The 16,903-nt window shown below is 36.8% G+C and carries 10 protein-coding genes; 8 read left to right on the forward strand and 2 right to left on the reverse strand.

What is annotated here, in order from left to right; all coding sequences use genetic code 11:
• The first annotated feature begins 64 nt into the window (after positions 1 to 64).
• The 3 genes from ACHRWY_RS15465 (at position 65) to ACHRWY_RS15475 (ending at position 7,058) form a co-directional block, all read left to right on the forward strand.
• On the forward strand, positions 65 to 1,705 hold the full coding sequence (locus ACHRWY_RS15465) for a glycosyl hydrolase family 18 protein (RefSeq protein ID WP_395355850.1): 1,641 nt from the start codon (positions 65 to 67) through the stop codon (positions 1,703 to 1,705).
• A gap of 148 nt (positions 1,706 to 1,853) precedes the next feature.
• Complete coding sequence (locus ACHRWY_RS15470; protein ID WP_395355852.1) at positions 1,854 to 4,730, forward strand: RICIN domain-containing protein; 2,877 nt, start codon at positions 1,854 to 1,856, stop codon at positions 4,728 to 4,730.
• A 384-nt stretch (positions 4,731 to 5,114) separates the two neighbouring features.
• A complete protein-coding gene (locus tag ACHRWY_RS15475; protein WP_395355854.1) occupies positions 5,115 to 7,058 on the forward strand; it encodes a metallophosphoesterase in 1,944 nt (647 codons plus the stop codon).
• A 673-nt stretch (positions 7,059 to 7,731) separates the two neighbouring features.
• Here ACHRWY_RS15475 and ACHRWY_RS15480 read toward each other — a convergent pair.
• The gene (locus ACHRWY_RS15480; protein ID WP_395355855.1) at positions 7,732 to 8,793 is read right to left on the reverse strand and encodes a phosphatidylinositol-specific phospholipase C1-like protein; all 1,062 of its coding nucleotides are present in this window, start codon (positions 8,791 to 8,793) and stop codon (positions 7,732 to 7,734) included.
• A gap of 270 nt (positions 8,794 to 9,063) precedes the next feature.
• On the opposite strand from ACHRWY_RS15480, the gene ACHRWY_RS15485 reads away from it, so the two are divergent.
• The 5 genes from ACHRWY_RS15485 to ACHRWY_RS15505 all read left to right on the forward strand — a co-directional run bounded on the left by ACHRWY_RS15485 (position 9,064) and on the right by ACHRWY_RS15505 (position 16,390).
• Positions 9,064 to 9,588, forward strand: coding sequence for an RNA polymerase sigma-70 factor (locus tag ACHRWY_RS15485; protein WP_395355856.1), 525 nt, complete (start codon positions 9,064 to 9,066; stop codon positions 9,586 to 9,588).
• An 83-nt stretch (positions 9,589 to 9,671) separates the two neighbouring features.
• Positions 9,672 to 10,595: a FecR family protein gene (locus tag ACHRWY_RS15490; RefSeq protein WP_395355857.1), complete on the forward strand. Its 924-nt coding sequence runs from the start codon at positions 9,672 to 9,674 to the stop codon at positions 10,593 to 10,595.
• A 73-nt stretch (positions 10,596 to 10,668) separates the two neighbouring features.
• Positions 10,669 to 13,953 (forward strand): SusC/RagA family TonB-linked outer membrane protein, encoded by a 3,285-nt coding sequence (locus tag ACHRWY_RS15495; protein ID WP_395355858.1) that lies wholly within the window; start codon positions 10,669 to 10,671, stop codon positions 13,951 to 13,953.
• A 3-nt stretch (positions 13,954 to 13,956) separates the two neighbouring features.
• Positions 13,957 to 15,726 (forward strand): RagB/SusD family nutrient uptake outer membrane protein, encoded by a 1,770-nt coding sequence (locus ACHRWY_RS15500; RefSeq protein ID WP_395355860.1) that lies wholly within the window; start codon positions 13,957 to 13,959, stop codon positions 15,724 to 15,726.
• A gap of 289 nt (positions 15,727 to 16,015) precedes the next feature.
• Complete coding sequence (locus ACHRWY_RS15505) at positions 16,016 to 16,390, forward strand: STAS/SEC14 domain-containing protein (protein ID WP_395355861.1); 375 nt, start codon at positions 16,016 to 16,018, stop codon at positions 16,388 to 16,390.
• A 224-nt stretch (positions 16,391 to 16,614) separates the two neighbouring features.
• Here ACHRWY_RS15505 and ACHRWY_RS15510 read toward each other — a convergent pair whose 3' ends face one another.
• Positions 16,615 to 16,884, reverse strand: coding sequence for a PrgI family protein (locus ACHRWY_RS15510; protein WP_395355862.1), 270 nt, complete (start codon positions 16,882 to 16,884; stop codon positions 16,615 to 16,617).
• Between the last annotated feature and the right edge of the window lie 19 nt (positions 16,885 to 16,903).

Consider the following 16,903-nt stretch of genomic DNA (forward strand, 5'->3'; position numbering starts at 1 on the left):
AGGAATCTACAATTAAAAAATCTCCCCCATTTTTTACAAATTTTTATTAACCTGTTAAATAATTATGATGAAAAACAATTACAAAAGAATGTCACTAAGATGGATGGTCATTTTGGTGTTGGGTATTTTTAATTTATCAGTAGCCCAGAAAAAAGTAATCGCTTATGTCCCGAACTGGGTAGATTTGAATTCGTTTTCGGGCAGTATTCAGTACAGCAAACTGACGCATATCAATATTGCATTCGAAAATCCTGATGCTAATGGATATTTGTCTTTTAACTCCGGCAGTACTACCATTATTAATGCAGCACATGCTCAAAATGTAAAAGTTTTTGTTTCCCTTGGCGGAGGATCAGTTTCTGAAGGCGGCGCTATTCGTGATAATTATTTCAATTTGATTACGAGCAGCAACAGAACGGCTTTTATCCAGAAAATATACGATTATGTTGTTGCCCATAATTTTGACGGTGTCGATGTCGATCTTGAAGGTCCTGCTATTAATGGTGATTATGGAGCATTTGTTATTGCTCTGGCTGCTAAATTACATGCAAATGGCAAACAAATTACAGCAGCGCTTTCAGAAGGTTATGGAGGTGCCAATGTGCCATCGTCTACTTTTGCCGCTTTTGACTGGATCAATATCATGGCGTATGATGCCACAGGGCCTTGGGCTCCTGGAAGTCCGGGACAACATTCTCCGTACAGTATGGCGGTAAATCAGTTTAATTACTGGACCGGAAGAGGATTACCGGCAAGTAAAGCGATCATTGGTCTTCCGTTTTACGGATATGGTTTTGGTGCTTCGGCCAATCAGGGAATTTCTTATGCTAATATCGTAGCCCAATATCCGGGTGCCGAAAATCTGGATCAGGTAGGAAACACGATTTATTACAACGGAATTCCAACCATCAAGGCCAAAACAACTTTCGCAATTCAGAATGCTGGTGGAGTGATGATCTGGGAATTATCACAGGATGCTACGGGGGCAAAATCATTATTAACAGCCGTTAATCAGGTAATTACAGGTAGCCAGCCACCAACAGGTACAGGAACTTTAATACAGGCAGAAAGCTATTCTTCAATGAGTGGTGTTCAAACCGAAGCGACAACAGATACCGGCGGAGGTTTAAATGTAGGTTATGCAGATACAGGGGACTGGATGGCGTATTCGAACATCAATTTTCCAACTTCAGGTTCTTATGTAATCGAATATAGAGTAGCAAGTGCCGTAAATGGTGCAAGAATATCTTCTGATTTAAATGCCGGAACCATTCAGTTAGGTGCTGTTAATGTACCCAATACCGGAGGCTGGCAAAATTGGCAAACCATAACGCAAACCGTAAATGTAAATGCCGGAACGTATAATTTTGGAATCTATATACAAAGTTCAGGCGTAAATATCAACTGGTTCCGAATCACAAAATCAGGAGCAGCTTTAACAGCAAAAACAGCGTCTCCTGAAGCAACAACGGATGGAATTGCAAGTTTGAGTGTCTATCCAAATCCAACAGAAAGCACGCTTTTCTTTAGTGCCGAAGTTTCTGGGGCCAGCGTGAGTGTTATAAATTCTCAGGGAGGAGAAACCGTTTCTACACAAAAAGCCAATAACAATAGTATAGATGTTTCGGGCTTAAAAACAGGAATCTACCTGATTTTAGTAGAAAAAGACGGAGTCAAAACTGTGAGACGTTTTATCAAAAAATAAGATTTAACCACAAAGTGCGCAAAGCTTTATGTTGAACCAGCTTTGCGAACTTTGTGTTTGCTAAGCGTAACGTGAGAAAAAAACTTTGCGCGCTTTGCGGTTATTTTTTCAGCACATACTATTGCAACCCCAAATACCCAAATTATATATGAAAAACAATTACAAATTTCGGTTAAGCTTACTTGTATTTCTTGCTTTTAGCGGTTTTGCCATCGCACAAACGTCTTTAGGTTCGAGTAAAACCCTTATGAACAATCTAAAAAAAGAACTGGTAAATTCTGCGACCTCAAAGAGTACTGAAAAAACAGTTTTGCTTCAGGCAGACCATTCGAAAAACTTTGACGGAAAAATAAATTACAAGGAATCAAATGCGTCAAGTGAATTCTTGATTGGAGAAATCAAAAACGTTCCCGAATCTTCTTTTTACATTAAGGTAAAAGACAAATCGCTGGAAGGTCATATTATTTTAAAGAAGACAAAAGAAGCTTATAAATATTATTCAGATGCTCAGGGAAATGCCTTCGTTTCTAAAGTTGATATTAATACCCTTGTTTGTATCGATTACAGAAATGTTCCTGAAAACACCAACAATACAACGAATAAAACAGCTGTTGCGGCAGCAATTGCCCCGGCATTATTGAATTTACAAAGTTTACCAGGCGCAGCAGGTTGTGTTTTGCTGGATTTTGACGGTTACAATATGCCGGCAGGAAATCTTTGGAACAACGGAAACGCCATCAATGCAGCACCCTCCGGAATGAGCGATGCCGATGTGCAACAGCATTGGGAAGTAGTGTCTGAAGATTACAGGCCTTTTAACCTGAATGTTACAACGAGCGAAGCCGTTTTTAACTCCTATCCAAGAAACAGAAGAATGCGTGTGGTGGTAACTCCAACCAATACTGCAGCCCCGGGGGCGGGAGGTGTTGCCTATATTGGTTCCTTCAATTGGGACAATGATGTACCGTGTTGGGTATTTATTACTTCGGGTAAATCTGGTGGAGATGCCTCTGCGCATGAAGTTGGGCATACTTTTGATCTGGGTCATGACGGACGTACCAATCCTGTAGAAGATTATTTCGTAGGCATAAACAATACGTCGTGGGCGCCTATTATGGGTGCAGGATATTACAGACCTGTTGTGCAATGGAGTAAAGGAGAATATGATTTTGCCAATAATAAACAAGATGATGTGGCTTCGATTGCAGGTTCTAAATTTGGTGTTGGGTATAGAGGCGACGATTACGGAAATACTACAGCTTCGGCAGCCAATTTAGATTATAATGCCAACGGGGTGATCAATCAGAAAAATGGTATCATCTCCAGTGAAGCCGATTATGATTTCTTTACGTTTACAACAGGCGGAGGAAATGTTTCTATTAATACCAATACCGTTGGAAGAGACGGAAACCTGCATCTTTTGATCCGATTGTATAACGCGGCAGGAGCCGAAATGGGAACGTATTGGAACTCTGATCCTTTTGCCTTAAACGCTTCTATGAACGTAAATTTGCCGGCTGGTAAATATTTTATTGGTGTTGATGGTACAGGAGCAGGAAACGCAGGTTACGGAGGTTATTCGGCGTACGGTTCTATCGGAAGTTATTCGATTACAGGAACAATTCCGCCCGGAGGAAATGTTAGCGCTTCGACCGATGTGATCACCGTTTATAAAGATTGTAATTATACGGGATTTTCAGGTGGTTTAACCATTGGCGATTATAATATGGCGCGTTTGAATTCTTTGGGAGTTTTGAATGATGATATTTCTTCGCTAAAAATCACACAGGGTTTTCAGGCGATTTTGTATCAGGATGATAATTTTACAGGAGCTTCAACTGTAATCAATTCTGATAATTCCTGTTTGAATACCACCTGGAATGATAAAGTGACTTCTATCCGTGTACTTGCAAACGGAGTGACCACTTTAGGAAATCAGACTTTCTTTTTACAAAACAGAAACAGCGGACTCAATATGGATGTTTGGAACGCCAGTTTATCTAACGGTGCCAATATTGCACAGGGAGCCCCTAATTCAGGAAACAACCAAAAATATACCTTCACACATTTGGGTGACGGATTGTATAAAATCATTGCGAACCATAGCGGACAATCATTGGATGTTAATAATTTCAATAAAGCCAATGGTGCGAATGTAGAACAGTATCCCTACAACGGAACTACGAATCAGCAATTTGTTCTGGTAACTACAGGCGATGGTTTTTACAAAATTGTAGCCAGACACAGTGGCAGAATCGTCGAGGTTGCCGGAGCAAGTACAGAAAATGGAGCCAACGTTCAGCAATGGGATAATAACAACCAGACTTGCGGACAATGGAAATTGATTGCAACAACAACTTCGCAAACCTCCACTTTAATTCAGGCTGAAGATTACTCTGCTATGAGCGGTATTCAGGTTGAAGCTACAACAGATACAGGCGGAGGTTCGAATGTTGGATACACAGAAACGGGCGATTGGCTGGCTTATAATAGTATTAATTTCCCAACGACGGGTTCGTATTTAATCGAATACAGGGTTGCAAGTGGTGTAACAGGTGGGAGATTATCATCGGATTTAAATGGAGGGACAATTATTTTAGGTAATGTTGATATCCCCAATACGGGAGGATGGCAAAACTGGCAAACCGTTGCCCAAACTGTAAATGTAAATGCCGGAACGTATAATTTTGGAATCTACATTCAAAACACGGGAATGAACATCAACTGGATCAGGATTACCAAAATTGGTGCTGCGGCAGCAATTCCCGTATCTTCATCAATTACAGATGAAAGAGCAGATGAAGTTGCTTTAAACATATATCCGAATCCGGTTGCCACTACACTTTTCTTCACTACAGATGTAGTAGGAGGAAATGTTAGCATAGTTTCTCAAACAGGAGCTGTGGTGGTAACCAAAACAATCAATGATAATAGCATCGATGTTTCAGGTTTAAGCAGAGGCGTTTATTTAATTGTTTTTGAAAAAGACGGTGTGAAGACTGTAAGACGTTTTTTAAAGAAATAAATAATAATATTTAACCGCAAAGTATGCTAAGGTTTACGCAAAGTTTGCAATATTTTAAGGCTGTCAGAAATGGCAGCCTTTTTTTATGTGCAGGATTTTATATAAACACGGAGTTCACAAAGCTTTGTATTGATATAGCTTTGTGAACTCCGTGGTTACAGTCACTAAGCTGATAGAATAAAAAATTTGCGACTTTGCAAGATTAAAAAAATAAAGCTTAGCTTCCGACAGCTATCGGGATTGCGTAAACCTTAGCGTACTTTGCAGTTAAATAAATAAGCAATAAAAATTATCATTCCATAACAATACGATAAAGGTCTTTCAGGTTTTAATTCATAGAATTGCAAATCGTTTTATAAATCCCCATTTGCAAAAGCTTACCCTATGATTTCAAAAGTTATTTCTCCTTATAAATATTGTTTTGTTATTCTGTTTTTTATTCTTTTCAGTGCCACAATTTCAGCACAAAAACAAAAGAATCTGGAAGGGGTACAAATTGCTTTTCTATCCGATGTTCATTTGCAGGATTTATTCGGAACATTTTCAGACAATCCTTATAAAGGTATTTTAAACCCAAAAACGGGAAAATATGTTTTAATGAGAACCATGGCTTCTCAATTGCATTCGACCCGAATCTTCAATGAAAATTACTTTGCTTTTATTGCCGCTTTAGAAGATATCGCTAAGCGAAAAATAAAATATGTCGCGCTTCCCGGAGATTACACAGATGACGGCCAGCCAATTCACGTAAAAGGCCTGGGGAAAATTTTAGATCAATACAGAAAAAAATACCATATCGAGTTTTTTATTACCACAGGAAATCACGATCCCGTAGGACCTTTTGCACAGGAATCCGGTAAAGAAGATTTTCTTGGTGCAACAGGAAAAAGTCAGCCCATTTATAGCAAAGAAGGCCTTTATAAGCCAAATTTAACGATCGAACAGCCTGTAGTTGTAACCGCCGATATTGCTAAAATGGGTTATTTAGAAATTACGGATAATCTTAAGGATTTTGGTTTTTACCCCAATAAAAAATACAAATTCTGGGCAACTCCATTTTCAGCCTATAGTTACCAGAATTATAGTTTCGAAAAAGCTTCAAAAGCGGCTCTACTATCGAATCGGGTTTACAATGTGGCTCCGGGTTACGAAGTTCCGGATGTAAGTTATGTGGTTGAGCCTGTTGACGGACTTTGGTTAATGGCCATTGATGGGAATGTTTATATTCCGAAGAAAAATGACGGAGATCCAAAAGATCCGAAAAACTATTCAGAAGCCAGTACAGGGTACAACAATGTACTTTCGAATAAAAAACACCTGATAAAATGGGTAGAAGAAATTTCGGCGCAAGCCAGATTACAAGGTAAAACATTAATTGCCTTTAGTCATTTTCCGATGATTGATTTTAATGATGATGCTTCTGCGGAAATAAAAGAATTACTGGGTCCGAATAAATGGCAGTTGAACCGTGTTCCGGTTGAAGAAGTAGCGCAGGTTTTTGCTGATGCCGGATTAAAAATTCACTTTGGCGGACACATGCACATCAACGATACAGGAACCCGGACTACAGCAAAAGGAAATACTTTGGTCAATATACAAACACCATCATTGGCAGCGTATATTCCGGCTTATAAACTATTGACGATAAAAAAAGAGAATCTGGTCGATATTCAAACCATTACAATCGATGAGGTTCCCGGATACAACGAACTTTTTGATTTATACAAAATGGAATATCAATTCTTAGAAAGCCAAAACACAAAAGACATCTGGAATATTGATATTCTAAAAACCAAAAACTACCATGATTTTACCGATTTCCATTTGAAGGAATTGGTTCGTTTGCGTTTTCTGAAAGACGACTGGCCAGAATCTTTCAAAAATTTTATCCTAAATATTTCTGCAAAAGATTTATTGGTTTTAGCCAATATTCAATCCGATAAAGATTTTGATGTGATACTAAAAAACAAAGAAAACTTTAAAAAAGAATGGGCAGAAGCAGAAAACAAATCAGATAAAATCTTAACCGAAAACAATTTTAAAAAGCAAGATTTTAACTGGACAGGTTATGATCTTCTGGTCGATTTTTATCGTTTCAGAAGTGCCGATGAATTGGCTTTAGTTGATGTTGGAACCGCAAGAGCCAAAGAATATAAAGTTCTGTCTCAATTATTCTTCGAAAACCATAAGGAAGATGCATCAAAAGAAAAACCATTGCAAAACCAGATGCGATTGTTTCTGATTATTTTCAATAAATTCATGCACGAAGTTCCGGCAGATCATTTTAGTGTTGATTTGAAAACGGGAGAGATTAAGAGCGAAAAATAGTTTCAGGTTTATTTTGGTTTCAGGTTTCAGGTTGAAATCAATAAAAATTAACCGCAAAGGGCGCTAAGGTTTACGCAAAGTTCGCTAAGTTTTGTTTTGGTTCGTAAAGTTTTGAGTTCGCAAAGCTGGTTAGGAAAATGGCACACGAATGACATGATCACACGGATTTAGCGCAGATTATTATGTGGCAGCAGAGAGTAAAGTTTTTTTGAAAGCTTTACAAAACGCAAAGTTCGCAAAGCTAATTGATAAAGCTTTGCGAACTTTGCGTTTACTAACCGCAATCTAAAACAAAAAACTTTGCGTTCTTTGCGGTAAAATTTTTATTGATTCCAACCTGAAAACGGAGACTGAAAACTACTCAACTCCAGTCACAGGATTGACTCTCACATAACTGCCATCATCATATGTTTTGGTTGGTAAAGTTTTGAGTTCGCAAAGCTGGTTAGGAAAATGGCACACGAATGACATGATCACACGGATTTAGCGCGGATTATTATGTGGCAGCAGAGAGTAAAGTTTTTTTGAAAGCTTTACAAAACGCAAAGTTCGCAAAGCTAATTGATAAAGCTTTCCGAACTTTGCGTTTACTAACCGCAATCTAAAACAAAAAACTTTGCGTTCTTTGTGGTAAAATTTTTATTGATTCCAATCTGAAAACGTAGACTGAAAACTACTCAACTCCAGTCACAGGATTGACTCTCACATAACTGCCATCATCATATTTTATCTGATAAGGAGAATTGAAGAATGTACTTGGCAAATAATAATCCGTTGTAATGACCTGAGCGCCGGATTTTTTGGCAGCTTCAAAATGCGTGTAATCATTTTTGCGGGCTTCTTTAGTGTCGGAATCTGCTCTTGTACGGATGATGTATCCTTTTTTGACTAAATCTGTAATTTTTGGATCTTCAGAATTGCCTATCATTAATGTTGCAGCTTCTGGTTTTCCCGGTTCTGCACAGATGAAAGCGGCGCGTCCTTTTAACGAAGGATGATTCAAAGCATACATGTCTCTTTTCGCTCCGTTGTTATCCAGAATAAATAAAAATTTACCTTTTGCTTTTTTCAGTGTTGGCCAATTGTCGTTTAAAACCGCTTCTTCTAAGGTTTTATATTTTCCACGGACCATATCCGGCGTGATTAGTTTATTGCCTAAACCTTTGCGAAGTTCTTTGTCCAGGGCATCAAATAATTCAGGTGTAAATTTCTCTGCTTTTGTACCTAAGAAACTGTCATCATCTTTTGGTTCCAAAGTAATAAAAACCGGAACGTGATCCGGATTGGCGTCAGACCATTTTTTTAATTCGGCAAGAGCAATTTGTAAAGTATAACAGGAAGTCCTGAAATCAATATCGATCATATGAAAAACCTTGAAACCTGGTTTTTGCATTTCGCCTTTAGGATCATACACTTGTTGAGATTTTACAACATCCAATCCCTTTGGGTGGGCGTATTTTCCACCTTTAGGATCGGCCTGAACATCAATTTCAAGATTGCGTAAACCTTTGTTCAACTGATCGGTAATGGGAATATGGGTGTATTGCAAACCTTTTAGGGAACGTGAAGTATCTTTTGCCTGCATCAAATTGTATAGATCCGGTTCGATATTCTGGCGGTAACTGTTGTGTGAACCAATTACCTGAATTTGATTGATTTTTAAATTGTCGCTTTGGGCATTGGCATTACAAATTACGATGCCGGTAATGAGTAATGTAAACAGGGTTTGTTTCATAATTGAATTTTAATAAGAGTTACTGAAATAGAAGAGGGGATCAGACAAATGAGTTTTGTCTTTTTTTGAGAGTACTAATGTAGAAACAATATCTGGTTTTTACGTTAGTTTAAGAAAAACAAATCGCAAACGGATTGTGATTTTTGCCTGAAAAAAGTAGTATTAATAAAACAAACGAATGGATTCCTTAATTTAAAGTTAACCTTCAGGAAAAAAACATTGGTATAACATTTTATTATTTTACATCACCAAACAGCCCCTAATATTGTTATGAAAAATCCTGAAATATTTGAAAAAACGTATACTGATTACTGGAAAAAGCTAAATGCCTTTTCGTATACGATGACTCAGGATAAAGACTTGGCACAGAACATTGTTCAGGATGTTTTTATTGACTTATGGGAACGAAAAGACGATTTGAATATCAATGCCATCGAACCTTATTTGTTTCGTGCGGTAAAAAATCAGGTTTTCAAACATTACCAGAATAACCGTTTTGATAAGACGATTCTCGAGGATAAATTCGAAGATTATATTATTGATAATTTCAGTTCGATCGATCCTGAATTAATGGATTTACTTTATACCTTAATTGATAAACTTCCGGAGAAACGAAAAGAAGTTTTATTGATGTATAAATTTCAGGACATGTCAATTGATCAGATTGCAGATGAACTTGGAATTTCGAAACAAACTGTTAAAAATCAAATTTCTTCAGCGCTGAAACAATTGCGCGAAGGCCTGAAAGACCTTGCCTGGCTTGCTCCATTCATTATTTTGAATCAAAAGTTTTAAGATAACTTTCTGTTAATGGTTTCATAATATTTCCCGATAGTACGATTTTGCATTTCTGGTACTTATTGGTAATAACAAGTATTATGATAAAAAGAATCAAGCATAGTTTAGAATATCTTATTGATAAAAGTTCCCGAAATAAAACTTCCGAAGCAGAAGAAAATCTATTGAATAATTTTGCTTTAAACCAATATCAAAACTCCAATTGGGATGAAACTTCGATGGGAAATTCTGATGAAGTGGCTCAGGATATATATGACAACATTCAGCTTAAAATAGGAAAGAAGAAAAACTTCCATCCTTATTTAAAATACATGGCAGCTGCCAGCATTCTTTTTCTGGTTGGTTTAGGATTTTTCTATACACCAAACGTTACAGCCGAAAAACAATTATCATTTAAGACGTCAGATACCCCCAAATCTATCTTATTAAGTGACGGCTCGAAAATTTATCTGGCAGCAAATTCATCATTTCAGTATCCTGAAAAATTTATGGGCGACGAAAGAAAAGTTTCTTTACTAAAAGGAAATGCATTTTTTGAAGTAGCCAAAGACAAAACACATCCTTTTATTATCAGTTCCGGCGAAATTAAAACCAGGGTAGTGGGAACTTCATTTCACATTCAGTTATCCAAATCAAAATGCGAAGTAATTGTCGTAACCGGAAAAGTAAATGTTTCTGCAAAAGGACAGAGCGTTGATCTTGTACCAAATGAAGAAGCCTTGTTTACAGCACAAAAGTTAACCAAACAACTGGCAGATAAATCATTTTTGGTCAATTGGTATGCTACGGATATTACTTTAAATCAAACCACACTTAAACAAGTCATCACGATTTTACAATATAAATACGGTGTTTCATTTCAGTACAATGACGAGCGTGTATTGGCAACTCCGCTAACGGTATTCATCAAAAAAGATGCGACGTTAGAAAGTGTTTTACAACAAATAAATTATATCACAAACCTAAAATTTAAAGTTTATGACGAAATAGTAAGAGTGGATTAAAAACAAAAAAGCAGTTGCTGAGAACAACTGCGATTAATAATTAAGTATCGTAAAAAAACCAATAACTTAAATCATGTATTTTAAACTTACCTATTTAAATCTAAAGAGGATTGTCTTTTTAGTGCTGGCGTTACTGACCATTCAGAGTGGTTATAGTACAACTAATTTTTTCGGAGAATCAAAAGTAAAAAATAAAATAGAAAAAGCGACTCTTGTCTCTATTTTTTCAAAATTGACACAGCAAACGGACTATAAATTTAGTTACGGACAAGCTATTATTGCTGATAATACGGTTTATACTGTAAATTACACGAATGAATCTATCGCTTTAATTTTAAGTGATCTTTCTAAAAAAGCCAATTTTAATTACAGTATCAATGGCAAATTAGTTTTAATTCAAAAAACAATTACTCCTAAAACGACCAGTTATAAAGCAGCAGATAAAGTTAAAGTACAAGGAAAAATTGTAGATGAAAATAATGTACCAATTCCGGGAGCCAGTATTATCGAAACAAGCTCATCAAATTCGACAGTTTCTGATTTCGATGGAAAATTTGAAATTACAGTTGGAGAAGGCAGGACAATTCAGGTTTCGTATGTGGGCTATAAAACGAAAACCGTTTCAGTACAAAATAGTTTTATGACCATTCAGTTAGAGCCCAATACAGCCGAATTAAATGAGGTTTTGGTTGTTGGTTACGGTAAACAATCTAAAAAAGATGTGACAGGAGCTGTTACACAACTTGAAGCAGCAAATTTTAAGCAGGGAATCAATATTTCACCTGATAATTTATTGCAGGGAAAAGTTGCCGGAGTTCGTGTGGTAAGTACAAGCGGAGAACCGGGAGCAGGGGTTAATGTTACGATTCGTGGAGTTGGATCGATCAGAAGCGGAAGCACACCTTTGTTCGTAGTTGATGGTATTCCGCTGGCAAACGACGATGTAAGCCCATCAGGAACAAATGTTGGTTTTGGAGCTTCGGCTGCTAAAAATCCATTAAACTTTTTGAACAGCAGCGATATTGAATCGATCACCGTTTTAAAAGATGCGTCTGCAGCAGCGATTTATGGTGCAAGGGGATCTAACGGAGTTGTTTTGGTGACTACTAAAAAAGGATCTAAAGGCGAAGGAACTTTGACTTTTGATACCTATACTGGACTTTCGACTGTGGCTAAAAAACTAGATGTTTTAAGTGCAGGTCAATATAGAAGCGCTATAAAAGAGCCTGCTTTTGATCATGGCGGAAATACAGACTGGCAGGATGTAATTTACAGAACAGCAATTACAAAAAATAATGCATTGTCTTTCTCTAAACAAACAGAATCAGGAAATTATTACGCTTCTGTAGCCCAAATGGATCAGGAAGGTATTATTCGTAACAGTAATTTCAAACGTATGTCGGGCAGGATTAATGCTGCCGAATCGTTTTTGGATAACAAACGTTTAAAAGTAAAAGTAAACCTTACGGCCAGTGAAACTAAAGATGACGGAGTCCCAACCAGTGATGACGGAGGTTCAAACGGTCAGTTGATTGTACATACTTTGATGGCAAACCCAACCAGATCAGTCTTTGATGCGAACGGAAAGTACACTAACTTTAATATGAACGCGCATTATAATCCTGCTTACTTATTGAGTATCTATGAGGATCAGACACGTACATTAAGAGTTTTGGGAAATCTTGAAGCTTCGTTAAGAATAATTGACGGATTAGAATATAAATTAAACATTGGTATAGATCGTTCTACAGCAGAAAGAAACACAACAATTTATCCAAACGTAACGGATTTAAATCCAAAAGGAAAATATGTTCAGAATAACTTAGATTCTAAAAACTCTTTGATCGAGCACTATCTGACTTATAATTTAGCGCTGGACAAACATAAATTTGAGGTTTTAGGTGGGTTCTCGTATCAAAAATTCGAAAGATCAGGAACAAGTTTCAGTATCGACGGAATCTCTGCCCAGGGAGTTGGTATTAAGCCGTCTATTAATCCTGGTTTTTCAGGAACACAGTCGGGAACTACAGGTTATGCCCAGGAAAATGAGTTACAGTCTTATTTTGGAAGAATCAATTATACCTTCAATAATAAATATCTGTTGACAGCTTCGATGAGAGCAGATGGTTCGACCCGTTTTGGTGAGAATAACAAATACGGTTACTTTCCTTCAGCTGCAGTAGGATGGAATATTTCTAAAGAAAGTTTCCTGGAAAATGTAGCGGCCATAAACAACTTAAAGCTGAGAGCGAGCTGGGGACAAACTGGAAATCAGGAAGTTCAAAACAAATTGACTAAAGCAAGTTATTCATTAGCAGGTCCTGACGGATATTATTTATATGATGATTTGAATCTGGTAAACGGAGTTTCGGTAACGAGAACAGCAAATCCTAATTTAAAATGGGAAGTGGTAACACAATACAATCTTGGTTTGGATTTCAATTTATGGCATGATAAATTGTATGGTACGCTTGATTATTTCAACAAAACCACTACAGATGCGATCTTAAACGTTCCTTCAAGTCCTTTACAGCCAACAACAACAGTGTGGACAAATATTGACGGAAAAATTGTCAACAAAGGTTTTGAGTTCATGTTAGGAACAAAAATAATTGATACGAAGAATTTTAGCTGGAATGTTGATGTTAACGGAGCAACATTAAAAAATAAAATTGAAGACTTACCGGTTTCAGAAATCTTAACAGGAACTATTTCGGGACCTGGACAATCCGGAGTAAATGCCAATATTTACAAAAGCGGTTATGCGGCAGGTTCTTTCTATTTGTTAGAGCATATTGGGTTTGACAGTAAAGGAGGAAATATTTTTAGAGATCAAAACGGAGACGGTAAAATTGATAACAGCGACAGAATTATTATCGAAGGTGCGCTGCCCACTTTTTACTATGGCTTTAATAGTGACATGAGATACAAGAACTTTAGTTTTTCATTCTCAATTATTGGTCAAACGGGAGGTTATTTGTTGAACAATACAGGATTGAATGCCTTAAACATAAACAACTTAGCCTCTGACCGAAATGTGGCTACAGGGTATTATCAATCTGGTGCAAACCCTACAAACTCACCTATTTTATCGACATTATTCTTAGAAAAATCAGATTTTATCAGGTTGAACACGGCTCGTATTGGGTATAATTTTGATCTGAAAGGATTGAATTGGTTAAACGGACTGACTCTTTACATCACAGGTCAAAACTTAATCACAATTACAAATTATACAGGTTATGATCCGTTAATCAACAGTCCAAAATCTAACGGAGGAAACCAGTCTATTGGTATTGATTACGCTAGTTACCCAACTTCCAGAACGTTTAGTTTCGGAGCAACTTTAAAATTATAAATTATGAAGACAAAGACATTTTTTAGCCTGAAAATTATAACTATATTCTCTTTTATTTTTCTCTTAAACAGCTGTACAGACCTGAATGAAGTTGTATTGGATGAAAAACTGGGAACGGACGCTACTGATCCTGCAGGTGCACTTGCTGCAGCTTATGACAGACTTGGAGACGGAACTTTTACAGATCACGGAGCTGTTTTTGCCATGCAGGAATACACCACAGATGAAGCTATTTTACCAACCCGTGGAAGTGACTGGGGAGATGGTGGAAAATGGAGGGACATGCATGAATTTACATGGAGTTCCAGTAATGCCATTATTGTGAGTAACTGGGATTTACTGACAAACGGAATTACCCGTTCTTTAACTGCAATTAAGTCTGCGCAGGAAAGCACTTTTCCGGAAAAGGAATTGTTTTTGGCAGAATCAAAAGCACTTTTAGCGTATTATACCTATACTACATTAGATCTGTACGGACAAGCACCATTTAGAGATCCATTAAACGTAGAGGCACCTTTACAAATTTTAAAAGCGGAGACTGAGATTGACAAATTAATCACTGATGTTGAGGCCCTGATACCCAATTTAGCTGATATTGGTACACAACGTACACATCACGGAAGATTTACCAAACAAGCAGCTTATGCTTTATTAAGCACCATGTATTTAAACCGTGCCGTATTCAAAGATCGTTACAATGCCACTTCAAGCTTTAATTTTAATGAAGCTGCCGTAAGCGGAACAGGAACAGACATGGACCGTGTTATTTATTATACGTCATTATTAATCGATTCCGGAAAATATAGTTTAGAAAGTGATTTCTTCAAAAATTTCGCAAGAGATAATGATAATGGTAAAGAACTTATATTTGCCATCACTCAAAAGATAGATTATATCCGTAATGGTTCTAACAGTTTTGCTTATGTGTGTATGGAGCGTAACCAGAGAACATCTGCAGCAAACAGAGGAACAAATGCAGCTTGTACAACTCCTGAATTCTATGCATCATGGGATGGTAATCATGATGATCCAAGATTTGAACAACATTACCAATATGCTGATGGTACATGGTTTATGAACGACGGTACAGATGTAAGTGTTCCTGCAACAGACGTTGTACCTAAGAGCAACCCGGCATTGCCCTGGTTCCACTTTAACAGAGGAATTCAGGCGGGACTTCAATACGGCCCTGTGTTATTGGCTTCGGGATCTCTTGAAATGGCAGGAAACCGTATAAAAGTTTCTCCACTAGTGATGGAAAAAAGTACCGGTACTAGAATGAATTTTACACCATCATTAACATTTGCAGATCCTACTAAATCTGTTTTTGCTCAAAACGAAATCAATCAGGGAGCACGTGTTTTTAAATATGAATTTGATCCGGAAGGCGGAAACGGTAACAGTAATGTTGATATTCCGTTATTCCGTTTAGGGGGAATTTATGCCATGAGAGCCGAAGCTTACTATAGAAAAGGAAGTACAGGTTTAGCCCTGATCGATCTTAATAAACTGCGTACAAGCAGAAAAAGAGAATCATTATTTGCAAATGCTCCCGGAAAAGTACTTACTTCTTTAGACACAGCGCAATTGTATAAAGAATTAGGTTTTGAATTGTACTGGGAATTACAAAGAAGACCACAAAGTATACGTTTTGGAAAATTTGACTTAGCCGGAACTGCAAAAGCTGCTTCTCAACCCTTTAGAAGAGCATTTCCAATTCCACAAACCGTTATCGACCAAAAGGTATTCAAACAAAATCAAGGTTATAATTAAGTTTTTGTGTTAGTTTATTTTTTTTTATAAAGGCCTGCTTCGAAAGAAGCAGGCTTTTTTATTTAAGATTAAAAACTTCGGTAATGCACAATGAATCCCTGCAATAAAATACTTAGGGGCTTAGCGTCTAACAATTTCAGCAACTTAAAAAGAGATAGTTATAATATAAAAATTGTGTGAGATGTTATAAGGTACTATAGGTATTGTATACCTAAATTTGAGAGTAATTTTCATCTTTTCAGATGAAATTAAAAGAGTAAAAATAAATAAACAATTCAAAAAGAATAAAATGATACATCAAATCGATACCACAGACAATATTGTGGCTTTTAGGGCATTGGCAGAAGTAACTAAAGAAGATTTTCTACGAGTAGTAGTACCTTCTGTAGAACACCTGGTTAAGCAAATTAACGAGATCAACTTTCTGTTAGTTTTAGATACGGACATTCAGAATTTTACTGCCGGAGCATGGCTTCAGGATGCTTTACTGGGATTAAAGCATCTCGGAAAATGGAACAGGGCTGCCATCGTTACAGATTCTGACGAAATAATCACTTTTACTAACGGATTTAGTTATGTCGTTCCGGGAGAATTTAAAGGATTTAAAAAATTAGATTTTAATAAAGCCCTAAACTGGGTTGAAGGAAATATTGAGATTAAATAATTTTGCTTTCTACGTTTATAACTTATTTTAATTGAAGTAACTTATTTCATCGTGGACTTTATGAAAAAATTATTTTTAAGCTGTGCTGTAATCCTGTTTTTAGGAACTGCAACTGCACAACAAAAGCCACAAATTCACGGATTTTAGTTCTGTATAAAAGAACTGTAATCCGTGAATTTGTGGCTACTATTTTTTTCGGGATAAACCGGAAATATTAATAAAATCTAGTGATTGTATTCAATACCACTACTATCATTGATTTCTCTTTTTGCTTTAGAATTTTTTGAAATCTGTTTGTAACAAGCCGAAGCCAATAATGGTACTGCAAGGCTTCCTACAATTGCAGCTGTTTTATTTTGTCCTGCTTTTTTTAATATAGCGCCAATTAAAAGTGAACTTACTCCTGCACAAACCAAATTTTTTACAGATAGTTTAGAAGATGGGGCTGGTGTAATTCCATGTAATAATGGATCTATAAAATTTAAATTTTCCATGATTATAATAATTTATTTA

It is taken from the genome of Flavobacterium sp. FlaQc-48 (assembly GCF_044007335.1).
GTDB lineage: Bacteria > Bacteroidota > Bacteroidia > Flavobacteriales > Flavobacteriaceae > Flavobacterium.

Coding starts and splice junctions, on each gene's coding strand:
- ACHRWY_RS15485 (WP_395355856.1), top strand. CDS start 9,064: ATGAAAAATCCTGAAATATTTGAAAAAACGTATACTGATTACTGGAAA.
- ACHRWY_RS15495 (WP_395355858.1), top strand. CDS start 10,669: ATGTATTTTAAACTTACCTATTTAAATCTAAAGAGGATTGTCTTTTTA.
- ACHRWY_RS15470 (WP_395355852.1), top strand. CDS start 1,854: ATGAAAAACAATTACAAATTTCGGTTAAGCTTACTTGTATTTCTTGCT.
- ACHRWY_RS15465 (WP_395355850.1), top strand. CDS start 65: ATGATGAAAAACAATTACAAAAGAATGTCACTAAGATGGATGGTCATT.
- ACHRWY_RS15505 (WP_395355861.1), top strand. CDS start 16,016: ATGATACATCAAATCGATACCACAGACAATATTGTGGCTTTTAGGGCA.
- ACHRWY_RS15490 (WP_395355857.1), top strand. CDS start 9,672: ATGATAAAAAGAATCAAGCATAGTTTAGAATATCTTATTGATAAAAGT.
- ACHRWY_RS15475 (WP_395355854.1), top strand. CDS start 5,115: ATGATTTCAAAAGTTATTTCTCCTTATAAATATTGTTTTGTTATTCTG.
- ACHRWY_RS15500 (WP_395355860.1), top strand. CDS start 13,957: ATGAAGACAAAGACATTTTTTAGCCTGAAAATTATAACTATATTCTCT.
- ACHRWY_RS15510 (WP_395355862.1), bottom strand. CDS start 16,884: ATGGAAAATTTAAATTTTATAGATCCATTATTACATGGAATTACACCA.
- ACHRWY_RS15480 (WP_395355855.1), bottom strand. CDS start 8,793: ATGAAACAAACCCTGTTTACATTACTCATTACCGGCATCGTAATTTGT.